The sequence below is a fragment of the Halorubrum sp. CGM5_25_10-8B genome (assembly GCF_005435095.1).
Taxonomy (GTDB): domain Archaea; phylum Halobacteriota; class Halobacteria; order Halobacteriales; family Haloferacaceae; genus Halorubrum; species Halorubrum ezzemoulense.
In genome coordinates, this window is the sequence record NZ_SGTY01000023.1 from 1 (window position 1) to 12720 (window position 12720).

Sequence of the window (12720 nt, forward strand, 5' to 3'; positions counted from 1 at the left end):
CCCAGCGCGGAGTTCGATCTCGCTCCGCAAACGACAAGTCGATCCACGCGATACCTTCGCTGAGGCGGTCGAATTCTGGCATAGACACTCAGAAATCGTCCGCCTCATCCTCTAACTTAACGCGACCAACCAATGGTCCAGGAAGTTGAAGACCTCTCCCAGCGGCTGGAAGGGGTCTGAACAGGTAGACCCCGAGCGTACCGCGAGATGGATCGGGACCACCGAACAGTCGTTCACAAAGACAGGTGCGTATTGCCTGTCCGAGTCCACATCAATCAGTAGAATGTTTGTTTTCGCTTGTTCAATCGTGGCTGCGGAAGTTCCGAGGCCTGTCCAAGCAAGGGTTGGAACAGGCCGCTCATACATTCGGGACCATTAGATCGCTTAATCTCACAGGCGCATCTGTCGATATTACCATCGACTGCCTTGTTATGTGGGCTTTCCGTAGTTCTACAGGCGGAGCAGGTCGAGTGCCTCGGGACTTGATCCCGAGGCGGTTCACATAATGGCGATTGGTAGAGTGGCACGCTCACAGTGCCTATCGCTGAGGGCACACGATCAGTGTTCTGTCCCACGAATTCGCACACCTCAACACGAGGGAGGTGTCACCGGTCAAGCCGGCGCGTGAACGCGTAGACGAACAGCGCAATAAAGAACGCGCCAACGAAGCCTTCGAGACTGCTGATCACGGCAACCGCCTGCGTCGTGCCTTGTGGTGGCGAGCCGACGATGAAGGTAATGAAACTCTGAAAGCTGAAGAGTATCGACTCTGCGAGGGATGTTTCGGTCGCCCCAATGATGTCGTACAGGGCTGCGAACCCGATGACAGCACCCATCGAGGTGCCAATCACTCGCAGAGGGTATTCGCCATACCCGGTTACGAGGTTCAGTGTCAGATTCCGCATCCACGCCAAGCCGGTTCGGATACCGTCTCCTTGCCCCGATCTGACAAGATTACCTAGGTGTTTCCGGCGGTATGTCATTTCCCTGTAGTAGAAGTGGCCGGCCGACGCTGTATTCCCAACCTGTTTCGCACCGTTTTTCGCCTTGAGATAGGTTTCACGGAGGGCAGCCGGCGACGGAGTCTCCTCCTTGTCGCCAGGGAGTAGTGACGGATCAAAGACAGTGTGGATGCGCCACCCTGCGGCTTGCGGATCCATATCATCGCTCTCGAATTCGAACCCGTCAAAATTCGTCGACACCATCCGGATATGCTCGATGACGGGCTCGTCACGGGGCGTCGTCACGGCGACATCGCCTAACGTCGCCTTGTGGGCGTCGTACAGAATCGCTCCTTGGTCGGGTTGGCCGAGCTCACCGGCTTCAATCAGTGATCCAGAGAGGTCAACGTACTGGGTATCTGATTCAATCTTGTCTGGTGTCATCTCAAGCGTCTCTAGGGTTGCTCCAGAGAGGTCCATCGGGCCTGAGGTTGTGACGCCGGAAAAGTCAGTCGTGCGCTCAAACTCGGCATCGATGAAACTGTGCGGGCCATCAAACTGTGCGTTGATGAAGTCGGCGTCGTCGCCGAACTCTCCAAGCTTAAAGAACGCCTCGTCGTGGAACTGTGCCTGCGAGAACCGCACGTAGTTATTGAAGTCGACCCCCCGAAAGTACGCGTAGCCCTGAAAGTCAACGTCGCGGAAGTTCGCGTGCCGCCCAAACACGGTGTACCAAAAGTAGACGTCGTCGTGGAACGTCCCGTGTTTGATATTAACTGGCCGTTCAAACGTTGCGCCTCTAAATCGGGCCGGGCCGCGAAACTCAGCGTCACGCATCCCGACGAACCCGCTGAACTGCGCGTTCCGGAACCGTGAGGCGCCCTCAAACGTCGCATGGGAGAATCGAATCTGTTGGTGTACCCGTGTGTCAGTTAGGTCAACACCGGCGAGGGTTGCGTGAGCCAGGTTAATCCCATAGTTCGTCCCCGGATCAAGTGTTTCGCCAGCGATGTCGAACGACTCGAACGTCGCATCGATGAACTGGAGTTTCCGGCGTTTGGCGGTCCGTGAATCGATCTCTTGAGACGCTTCGATCCGGTGGAGGAACTCAGCTGTGACGTCAAGCTCTGGGGGCCGGTCTGCGACCGGGAGATGAAACGGGCACTTGTCGTGTCCGGGCACGACCTCATGGGGGCACGACCATGTGCCGTCTTCGACCCCAGGTACACCCTCATCGAGTAGCCAGCGGTTTCGATCGTCGCCGTCGTCACCACTTCGCGTATACTCACGAAAGTCAGGATACGCTGGCGAAATCGTGTGTGAGCATTGCGCACCCATTATCGGCTGTGTTCCGGTGTCGACATGAGTTCGTTCACACAGGTGAATCGGTGTTGGTTGCGTTGAGTACTGCGTTGCTGGAGTGGTTCGTTGACACCATTATTGAGTGTTGTGTCGGCGGGCATAACCAATCGGTCAGACTCGTCGAGTCGCCGACTCCGGGCTTACGCCGTGCCACAGGACCTGTGGATCGTCCCAATATCGGTGCTCATCGGTGCGGACGCCCGGGGGGTAGTCCTCTGTGAGACGGCTTAGTCGCTGATGTTGTCAATTAGTTCGTATTCCAGCCAGTCACAGCCTCAACGTAACGTACTTGCGCCAGCGCGTGGGTTTGTTGCCAGCCTTTGAGTGGCGATGCCGAACACCCCAGGCCAGAAACGACTCCCGGCGCCTGCGGGCGCTTGCCTTCCAGCACCGATGCCCGACTGTGACATCCTTTGACCATTGAACAGACAGGGGAACGACCTGCTTTGCCACGGTAGCGTTTGGATAAGGAATGAGGCGGCCAAAAGATCGAGTGGCTAATACTCAGTTTCGACCACCTCAGCGAGAATAGCGATTGTATCGAATTAGATTTCTGGAACGAGAGTCGGTACTCGAGTCAGCGATGAAGGTCGGTATCCGACTCCAATTGGCTAGACTATCAGTTTTTAATACCGTTTCTATTCTTAAGAGGCCGGGTGTCGATCGCCATCGGGCTACCGTCCATCGGTGGGTACAGAAGGCCAATCCACAGCCGACTGATGGTGCCAATCCCAATGACGTTGCGGTCGATGAGACCGTGATTCAGCTCAATTCTGAGTAGTATTGGCTACACGCTGCTGTCGATCTCAATACGAACCGTCTGCTCTCCGTGCGGCCATATCCGACGAGAACTAGCGCAGTCTCTTCGATGTTTCTTCAGAACTGCGTGAGAAACATTATATCGACGACGCAGTCTTTCTGGTTGACGGCGCGCTGTGGTTACACGCGGCCTGTCATCGTCACAGGCTTCGACTCCAGCACGTTACACATGGGAATCGCAATGCCGTTGAACGTATGTTTAGTGAGGTAAAATAGGGTGACGGGAGATTTGCTACAACATTTATTTCATGAATTCAGATCTGAATCACCCGAAGAAATGTGCCTGCGCATTGAACACCGAGAGTTCTACTAATTCAGGGAGACATTCGGATCGTCGTGCGAGATACAGCGCGCGAGTCGGTCAGCGCCATCAGCACCGTTTCACGACCACGCTATGCTCGTCTCAGCGGCGGGTACGCAAACCCAGCAATATTTGAACGTCGCCGGAGACAGCATGCTTGATGCCCTCCATTATCGATGAGACCGTGTTTGGCGAGCCCTCTAGAGGGCTTGGACTGGTTTTTCTCTGTGGCGCACTTCTGATAACCGGGCAGCAAGCGTACTACGTCATTCTAAAAGGGGCGACGCTCTACTATGCCACACTATTTATTGGTGCTGGGATGGCCCTCTCCGGCATTGCCGAGTCCTTGCCAAAATCTCGACGACGGGCTTCTGGTGCCCTGCGACTCACAGCGATCGCTGTACTGGCGGGTATTCTCGTGATCGGCTTCGTCAGGCCCGAGCTCCTCTTAGTGTGATTGAGCCGGTTGGGTTGAGTTCACCGCTCTTGTAAGGAGTTCATTCGCACGGAGGACTCATTGGGAGTGACCGAAAAGACAAGGGGTGAACTTGCTACACGCAACCTCTGTATCTCGCAAGACGTTCTTGACAGCATTAGGAGGGGTATAGTCCGAATCTGGTCTGTAAGTACCCTTTACTGAGCGATTCTGAAGGATTCTACACAAACTAGGACCCAGCAATATACTACCTTCTGAAAGTTCAAATAAAGCCACGGTCGGCTAAGGCTCCAGCATCAATACACCTGTCACCGATTATGGCTGCCGTCTGAGTCTTGCGGCATCGACTCTCTGTTCCGATAAAAACGAACGACTACGGTAGTGCCTGTGGTACCAGTAGACTGGAACTCAAGTTCAGCGCCCAGTTGGCTTACGGCCCAATTGACGAACCAGAGTCCGACACCCAGTCCGTGCTCAAGTTGTGTTTCGCTCGATTCGGTCAACAAGTCTCGCTCTCGGTCCGGGATCCCAGGACCATTGTCTGCGATGCGGAGCTGTGGGATATCATCAGCTGTCGTTTCGACCTCGATATCGACTCGTGCGGGGTCGTCTGAGTGAACAATAGCGTTCTCGACGAGTTCTGTCATAAGCCGTCGCACAACAGTTCGATAGGAGGTCAATTGTAGCCGCTCCGGAGCAGTGACTGAGATGCTGCTATCCGGGTAATCATCACGGGCCGTTGCGGCGACTTCGTGGGCGACCGCAGCAATATCGACCGTTGACGGGGCGCTAACGCTATCGGTCATAACTGCTTCAGCCTCTCGTGCTTTCCGGCTGACCGAGGCAAGCTCGCTGGCACTATTTTGAATCGCTGTCCGGTGCGTGTCGTCTTCTACGTGATCCGCATGCGCTAAGATCACGTCGAGTTTGTTCCGGGCGTTGTGTCGAAGCACGCGATTGAGTACTGAGAGCCGCTGTTCACGGGTTCGCTGATCGGTCACGTCCCGGAAGACAATTGTCCGCGCCACGGGCTCCCCGTCGCTGTCACTCGTGTCGCGTTCGACGTCGGAGACCGTGTACTGAAACTGACGTCGGCCCTTTGTCGTTTGGAGCGAGACAACCTCAGTTGTACCAGCTGATAGATTTGTCACATCGAATCCGTCTACGGCCGCGCTGACTGGTGTCCCGATCACGTCTCGTGTCGCCCACCCGAACAAGCCTTCAGCTGTCACGTTGGCATCGAGGATATTTGCTTCCCAGTCGACAACGACAACCGCCTCCTGGAGCGATTCGACGACGCGTGACCGCGCGACATAATCTGCTTTCGGGAACCCCGTCAATACCGGATAGCGTTGAATCGCAACGGTAAGTAACACTCCCGAAACTAACAACCCGCCAGTGACTCCGTCGATGATCAAACTCCCGTCAAGCCAGCCCCCGATAATGTATGGTGCTGAGATTGCTCCTAGCTGGATCCCAACCTGTGTTCTTGAAACACGGCCGTGGTTCCAGCCGTACCTGAGGAAGAGAAACGCCGCGTAGGCGTAAATTATGAACAATAATAACAGTTCAGTACCGACGAGTGACGCGAGTGAGCGACGGATCTCCTCCCGCGTTGGGTCACCCTCGAACGTGGCTGCTGCCCCAATCAGCGGGAGCGCAAGGAGAACAAACAAGCCCCCTCGGAGGGAAGTAAAGCCTGTCTCTCGGCCGATATACCCAAGGACATAGACCAGCCATATCGCGGGGAGAAACACGACCGGGACAACCTGCGCGATAGCAGCCAAATTCGATCCGACCCCCCATGCGTTCGGAAATTCAGAGATCAGCGAGAGCAGTGCCCATAGTAACAGACTGCCGCTCATGAGCGCAAAGGGGACCGCATTTGGGGGGGACCGATCCTTCGCAGTTTGCCACGTTACCCACGCCAGGAGGCCTACGGCAACGAGATCAACGGCAAGTGAGGGTCCTAATGAGAGCAGCATTGGTGGAGGGGATTCGCTTTCGGATTTTTAGATGGAACAGCGTTGAACCGCTGGGCAGTTACTGATGTCATTGCGCTCACTCACGCTGGTTGTTCAAGCGATTCATCCATAATTTCATCATACCCGTTACTGGCCCGGAAACACAGATATGTCGAGTGGTATAGCCGGCTGTGAACTACCCTACCCAACTCGCTCACGGCGCTGCCGTTCGCTTCGTTGAGCGTAGGGCTTTCGCGTGGACTCCCGTTCTGGCCATCGCTGGCAGGCTCGTAATCCCCGTTCACGTTCAATCTCCCGCGATTCAAGCGCACGTTTACGGGTGCGCCTCCGCCCGACGACGTTTGCCCCGAGCGGAGATGCTTCAGGCCGATGTTCTTTGCCGCGTTGTAGTCGGCGTGGGGTGAGTATCCGCACTTGAGACACTCAAACACGTCCGGTTCGTTCGAGGCGGGGCGGTTATCCTCGTGAGTGAACCCGCACTTGGAACACCGCTGGCTCGTGTACGCGGGACTCACCTGTTCGACCGAGATACCGACCATTTCGGCTTTGTACTCCACATACGCGCACAGCCGGCGGGAGGCCCATACGTGGAATGTCTTGGCATTCGACATTCGGTCACGAATCCCAGTCAGGTTCTCGAACGCGATCACGTCACAGTCGTGTTCGACGGCTTCCGCGACGAGTTCTTTCGAGACGGTGTGTAAGAAGTGGTCATAGCGCCCCGTCTCGGTACGTCCAACCGACTGGATGGGTTCGTGGGCGGCCCGGGTTCCACATCGTTGGAACGACCCGCGCCGCTTTTCAAACTCGCGGTGCCAGTGGTTCAGCTCTGCCCCGTTCCAGAACGTGCCCGTGGAGGTGACGGCGACGTTTTCGATGCCGAGGTCAACGCCGAGGACTGTGTTGTGCCCGTCGTTACCGTCATCGGCAGTCTCGAACTCCGCGTCCGCCTTTGTGCGGGCGTGAAGGTGGAACTCATCGTCGCGGTAGTGTAGTTCTGCGCCCGTCACGTCGTAGTCGTCGTTGAACAGAAACTCTGAATGAGGCGTCTCGCGATCCCCGTCGGGGAGAACATATCTGGCGGTGATACGTCCCGCAACGGTCGAGAGCGTCGCGTGGTCGTCGTTGAACGTCGCACATCGCTTGTCGTAGACGAGCGTCGGGGCGGAGAAGTGCGGCTTTCCCGCGTAGTCACCCTGTTTCCAGCGTGCGACAACGCTCTGGACGGCGTCGGCGGCCTTGTTGCGAGCGTCCTGGACGAGATTCGCTTGGAGCCTCGTTTTGGCCCGCACGTCGTCGTAGGTTTCACGCTGGAGTTGGGCTTTGCTCGTCGTCTTGTACTCACCTTGCCAGGCGTGGTCAACGACGTAGTTGGCGGCCCACAGAAACTCGGAGATGGTTTCGTGGAGGAGGGCGGCGTCGCTGTCGGCCACGTCGAGTTTGACGGGGACCGTACGACGTACCTCCATCCGTAATTCAGACGTTACGCTAAGTCTTTATGACAATACTGTTTTTGGAGGATAGTTAGCCACGTGTAGAACGTGATAATGACGGAATCATGTCGGTTCCCTTCCCGACCTACTCACTCTCTCCGGTCGCTCCTTGAGGTCGGGGGCTCCACCTTGAATTACGCTGACTGCTGTTGCTGCTGTTGAAACACTCCGTTCAGGCTTATTGGTTCCAATAAAAACAATCAGGTGAAATGCAGTTTACTCTCCGTGGGGTGGCTGTCACGGTTACGCCGCTGATCCTTCTCGCGCTCATTCTCGGACTCGGCATCGCTGGGTATGGAGGATATGACTACGTCCAGCAGTCGGACGCTGTTGACGATGCTGTCGCTGTCGAAACAACTGTTGTTGGCACCGATATCAGCAGATCTGATGGGCGTCGCTTCTACTACCGCATCTCAGTTGAGCACACCTACGAATATCAGGGGCGTGAATATACGAGCAAACAGGTGTTCCCAGGCTCAACGCGGCCGATATACACCGTCCGGAGTGACGCTCAACGTAGTATTGAGCCATATGAGCCGAATGAGACAGCGACAGCCTACGTTACCCCCGACAACCCTAGTGGAGCGTTTCTCAAGCGACAAACGGTATTTGCTCCATTCAGATTCATTGGTTTTGGGAGTCTTCTGGCGCTCTTGACAGCACTTCATGCGATTGGGGCGCGTAATCCTGGCCAAAATGTAGGGATCAGTCAAACAACTGGGCGCGAGCCAACTCGATATGACACGGTGTTCGGGTTTAATCGAGACACACTGTCTCGAGTTAGTAAGCGTCTCATGTTGTTTACACCAGCTGTGTTTTTCGTTTCTCTCGTGACTATAGTGGTACTTCTGTTGAACTCAGAGGGGTCATCAATACAGGTCAGTGTGGCTGATCCAGTCGGATTCGCGTTCCTTGCGGCGCTTCTATCTGGTTTAGGATTTGTCTTTGGGCTTACACTATATGGCATTTGGTCATTTACCGAATACAGACGACTGCGTGAACGTATTCCAGACCCACGGCCACCGAGTCCGTTCCGACATCCGTCTCGCCTCGTTACAATCATGTACTCCCGAGACGAACTCAACGCCTATGGCCGTCGAGTGAAACTGACCGGCTTCGTGTTCACACTCATCGTGTTCCTCATCGGTGTCGTCGGGTTCGTGCTCGTGACGGCGTCGTAATAAAAAAAAGAATTAGCTCGATCGGTACAACGAGAGGAGAGAGGATATAAATAGGAATGTACCGACGGCGATTAATGCGGCCCCTATTCGTGTTGACTCTGTAATTTTTGTCGCTCCGACTACCGTCATCGCGATCCCGACCACACTCAGCAGAACCTTCCATACCGCGTTTGGGACCAACTCCAGCAATAGTTCAAAAATGAACTCTAAGATATCATCTATCATGTCTATTAATCACCACGACGGTGCCTAGTCCGTCAGTTGGCAATAGTGCTAGGTGGTAGATCCAGTTGCTTGTTTTTAACTCTGTGTTCACCATTTCAACCTCTCGGCTCTGTTGAAATTCTTAGCAGTTGGTACAAACGGGCTGTTAAATACAGGGCGCGAGTCTGTCACCCATCTACAGACTGGGTGGTATGACGGTTGTACAACCACCATGGAATATGGAGTACCATTGCTAAGAGAACTGCCACGCCAAGCTCCAAGAGAACTCCATCAGTAACTTGGGACGCAAGAAAGACTGCAGTGCCAGCTATGACGGCAGTTATGATCCGACTCGGATTCCAATTAAGGAGGGCAGACTGAAGCGCGGACATTACTTCCTCAGTCGAAAGCTACGAACATATGTGTTCTGGAAGTTTGGGTTCGGTATGATAACTATTCCAATGGTCGTAATTCAGAGTGTGAAACGGTGACTTGGATTTTTATTAATATGGAAGAATTCATTGACTGATGCGATCAGCGTTGAGTTCATCAGTTTCGATACAAGGAACCAGTAGTACCAATATTGAATTGTTCGTTACACTAGGACTCATTATTTTGATTTTTGCCGGATTGTGGAAAGTATTTGAGAAAGCTGGGAAACCGGGCTGGGCTGCGATTATTCCGATATACAACCTCTACGTCTTAGTCAAGGTGAGCGGAAACGCATGGTATTGGTTTGCTCTGTTCTTCGTCCCGGTGATCAATTTCTTCGCCACGCTGAAAGTTAGTATCGATGTCGCTGGCAAATTCAATAAGGGGATTCTGTTCGGCCTCGGACTCACGTTTATTTCATTCGTCTTCTATCCGCTTCTCGGATTCGGTGGCTACCAGTATAACGATGCCACTAGCTCAACGGAGAGCATGGCCTAACACTCAAAAATCTCATTTAGGCCCAACTGCGCCGTGTTTCTCCCGATGAAACGCTGCTACGGGCTTGATACTATTCCCAGTATTAGATACAGGTAGCCGCCGGCCGGAGGCGGTCTTGAACAAATATCCGGTCGCTGGGCCTCTCCCATCGCTCACCTCCCCCCAACGGATGGGAGGCTCACCTACTCCCCCCGCGACGCTTCATTGATCACCCTCCGCTGGAAGGACGGCCCTCCACCCCGTCCACCAGTACTATCATTCGTCAAGTAGATGTATCTAGTACCGACACACCACCAATAGAGGTTAGTGTCCCAAATTGGTGGAACCGCAGCCTAACACTGGAGGGCCAACAGCATTAGTTATTGCTGATCTGGTAGATTATAAGTCCGACGAGCGGAATCACAGTGAACAGAAATACGAAGACACCCGCTGCTGCGCCGCCCTCAAACTGAGCAGCTATCACCAACGCAATCAGTGAGACGACTCCGAACAGAGTCATCGACACAAGCGACATACGGGGTGCTGTACTGTCTAACCGCAGCAGTTCGATACTAACTTCCACCATAGTGTCTGGCCCGTTTGTATTCGCATTCCAATTGGCACCAGCGTCATTGTCAGCGGTACTCACGTCGACAAGAGAGTCCGTGATTGGGGTGGTATCTTCGAGTCGTGGTAGCTTGGTCGGTCTGTCACCGCGGTCAACAAGTACCGTCGAGGTGTCTAACCACCTGTCGACGGCGTCACGTTCGATTCGGACCTCATGATCAGCTAGCGATTCGTACCGCCAAAGAGGGGTTTGAAACAGGGTATCAGTCGCAACAATGGTGTCCGAATCTAGCCGGTATTCAACACCAGCGTACCGGATCCAGTAGTCGAGATGGATGAGACCAAGCGGGACGCCGGTCCCAAGAAGCATGATGCCACCCGCTATTTGGGTAGCACCATCAAATACAGCAAGTGATGCGGCGAGAAAGGCGAGTGGTGTCAGCAACCATAGTCCAGGGTGTGTCCGGAAATGTGAGGCCGTAGGCAGTAGCCGTCCCGACAGCGACGGCCGCAAAACTGTGGGATTTCCTGATAGCGTTGTCTCAATTGTCTCACGCTCCGGGGGACTGTATGCGTCTCCACGACCGACAAGTGACCACAATCCCGCACCGAGACGGCCATCGTAGTAGTATTCTGCGAGATCGGTGAGGAGCCTAATTGAGACTACCACTGCGACGAGTGGTCCCGTCGCAACCCGTTCAACCGCACGAGAGGTCTCTCCACCCCCGCCGTTAGAGACAACCAGAGCTGCGGTGAGCAGCGCGATGATGCTCGCGAGGAGTACTGTTGCGCCTTCCGTGACGACACTCTGAAGAGCGGTTGCGACGTTGTGATCTTGGTAATCACCATCTCGAAAGTACGTAGTGGCTGTTCGCCATCCTGCTGCGATGAAAATTCCAAACGCACCAGCGATAAGCCACGACGAGATGTTGGCATCCGGATTCACATTTGCTACGGGGCCGACAACTAATGCCCCGACGAATAGCCACAGTCCGATGAGGATCGGTACCACGAACAAAAGTGTCGGAATCGTCAGTAGTCGGACGTTAGCACCGATCAGCGGGACTGAAATAGAGGTCTTTTTTGTGGCAATCGCCCCCAACAGGATTGGATCCCCATTCCGTTCCATTGGCCGCCCGGCAAACGTCGCTCGAACAACCGCCCAAAAACAGACAACACCGAACTCAAGCCAATATAAGGTCAGCAGTTCTAAAACCGATAGGTTGAACACAACAATCCCGACAACCGGAACCAGATTCGCCACAAGGAGGGCCGATAGTTCGGGATCCGGGAGGCGACTATCCCCCGTATTGTGAGTTGTGGCTGCTGAGCTCATCTACGGATGTGGTGACAAAGCGACCCGCTGCGCGTACCCTGGGCGTGGAACACAGACCCCTCAGGATCAATCACAGTTCTGTCTCGTGACTTTTGAACAGATGCTGTGGAGGGCATTCATGTACCTAACCGGTAGCGGATATAATAGTAGTAAGCCATTGTTGCTCGAGTCAGTGTTGATCACTGAGTACGGATTTATATCGACTGAGAGTACTCCCAATTGAAGTGAGGATGACAAAGGCCCCAACCACGACGAGCAGCCCTCCGAGGATCGGCTCAGATGAATAATAAAGCAGCCAGCCTATCGCAATGTTGGTACTGGCCAGTCCGATCGGATAGAGTGTCTGTTGTAAGTACATGGCTCTCAACGCTATTGTTACTGAGTTGCCACAGGTAGCACTGAAATATCTGTACCGAGGGGGCGACAAGCAGCGTGATTTCCGGAACTAGCTCCTAAATGACCTCTCAATCGTCGAATTGAGTGTTCTGTTCCCGACAACAGCCTGTCGAGGGCTCTTTCGCGCCAGTGCTCACAGATGCTGAGTTCGGGTTGCTCGTAGAACCCGTGCCTCACTGGGATTGAATACTGAAATACGCGCACCATCGTCTTCTGTAGTATCTGTGCGCTGGTTCTCCCTGTAACCAAGAGCTGATAATACAGACCCGACGAGAAGTACCGGTCTAAGCATACAGAGTGACGTGTTCCCTCTGCTGATATCATGGGATCCCCCTGATCACTATGTTACTCCCGTTGATTCGGGTGGTTGAGGATCTAAGCTTTGTGGACTGTCGATCTCTGGCTCTGCCACGAAGCCGTTACTCGTGCCCAAAGGGGATATTAGAATACGAATACATTTTTCAAAATAGAACGACAAAATTCTTGGCCATAATTAGTTTTACCAATGTCGCGTTAAAGACAGGTCGAAATTGGCCGGGGGGCTTCGCTGTCTCCTATATCTCACACCGAGCTTAATCCGACCGGCTAGTGACCGCCTAGCGCGACGGTCCGTGGCGCAATACCTCTACTTTCCGGGTACAAACTCTCCTTTGTGCCCGGAAAGTCCGCCTCTGTGAACGCAAGATTCTCGGCGCTGCTTTACCGGTTGCTACGCTAGGCGGGTGTGTGGACATGACGTCACAACTACGCGAAATTGTACGCACGGAACTGTTACGAAGTATCGTCTGGT

General features: G+C 54.2%; 7 protein-coding genes and 2 pseudogenes. 5 read left to right on the forward strand and 4 right to left on the reverse strand.

All coding sequences use genetic code 11. The features are described from left to right. Positions 1 to 126: 126 nt before the first annotated feature. A pseudogene (locus EXE51_RS15580) lies at positions 127 to 506 on the forward strand (hypothetical protein); the annotation flags it as partial. A gap of 99 nt (positions 507 to 605) precedes the next feature. Here the strand turns inward: EXE51_RS15580 and EXE51_RS15585 are convergent. Then, positions 606 to 2123, reverse strand: coding sequence for a pentapeptide repeat-containing protein (locus tag EXE51_RS15585; RefSeq protein ID WP_158413904.1), 1518 nt, complete (start codon positions 2121 to 2123; stop codon positions 606 to 608). Positions 2124 to 2803: 680 nt separating this feature from the next. Between EXE51_RS15585 and EXE51_RS15590 the strand changes: the two are divergent. Together EXE51_RS15590 and EXE51_RS15595 are read left to right on the forward strand one after the other, a co-directional pair. Then, positions 2804 to 3335, forward strand: a pseudogene (locus EXE51_RS15590) (IS6 family transposase); the annotation flags it as partial. Between the two features lie 248 nt (positions 3336 to 3583). Beyond that, a complete protein-coding gene (locus EXE51_RS15595; RefSeq protein ID WP_137693003.1) occupies positions 3584 to 3880 on the forward strand; it encodes a hypothetical protein in 297 nt (98 codons plus the stop codon). A 287-nt stretch (positions 3881 to 4167) separates the two neighbouring features. On the opposite strand, the gene EXE51_RS15600 is transcribed toward EXE51_RS15595, so the two are convergent. Then, a complete protein-coding gene (locus EXE51_RS15600; protein ID WP_049933025.1) occupies positions 4168 to 5844 on the reverse strand; it encodes an ATP-binding protein in 1677 nt (558 codons plus the stop codon). An 80-nt stretch (positions 5845 to 5924) separates the two neighbouring features. Beyond that, on the reverse strand, positions 5925 to 7313 hold the full coding sequence (locus EXE51_RS15605) for an RNA-guided endonuclease TnpB family protein (RefSeq protein ID WP_241990648.1): 1389 nt from the start codon (positions 7311 to 7313) through the stop codon (positions 5925 to 5927). Positions 7314 to 7546: 233 nt separating this feature from the next. Between EXE51_RS15605 and EXE51_RS15610 the strand changes: the two genes are divergently transcribed. Both EXE51_RS15610 and EXE51_RS15620 read left to right on the forward strand, forming a co-directional pair. Continuing rightward, complete coding sequence (locus EXE51_RS15610; RefSeq protein ID WP_094583166.1) at positions 7547 to 8518, forward strand: DUF3592 domain-containing protein; 972 nt, start codon at positions 7547 to 7549, stop codon at positions 8516 to 8518. A gap of 732 nt (positions 8519 to 9250) precedes the next feature. Then, positions 9251 to 9652, forward strand: coding sequence for a DUF5684 domain-containing protein (locus EXE51_RS15620; RefSeq protein ID WP_137693004.1), 402 nt, complete (start codon positions 9251 to 9253; stop codon positions 9650 to 9652). 355 nt (positions 9653 to 10007) lie between these two features. Here the strand turns inward: EXE51_RS15620 and EXE51_RS15625 are convergent, their stop codons facing one another. Continuing rightward, entirely contained in the window at positions 10008 to 11534 is a 1527-nt protein-coding gene (locus EXE51_RS15625) for a DUF6498-containing protein (protein WP_137693005.1), read from the reverse strand. Positions 11535 to 12720: the final 1186 nt, after the last annotated feature.

Coding starts and splice junctions, on each gene's coding strand:
- EXE51_RS15595 (WP_137693003.1), top strand. CDS start 3,584: ATGCCCTCCATTATCGATGAGACCGTGTTTGGCGAGCCCTCTAGAGGG.
- EXE51_RS15625 (WP_137693005.1), bottom strand. CDS start 11,534: ATGAGCTCAGCAGCCACAACTCACAATACGGGGGATAGTCGCCTCCCG.
- EXE51_RS15620 (WP_137693004.1), top strand. CDS start 9,251: ATGCGATCAGCGTTGAGTTCATCAGTTTCGATACAAGGAACCAGTAGT.
- EXE51_RS15605 (WP_241990648.1), bottom strand. CDS start 7,313: ATGGAGGTACGTCGTACGGTCCCCGTCAAACTCGACGTGGCCGACAGC.
- EXE51_RS15600 (WP_049933025.1), bottom strand. CDS start 5,844: ATGCTGCTCTCATTAGGACCCTCACTTGCCGTTGATCTCGTTGCCGTA.
- EXE51_RS15610 (WP_094583166.1), top strand. CDS start 7,547: ATGCAGTTTACTCTCCGTGGGGTGGCTGTCACGGTTACGCCGCTGATC.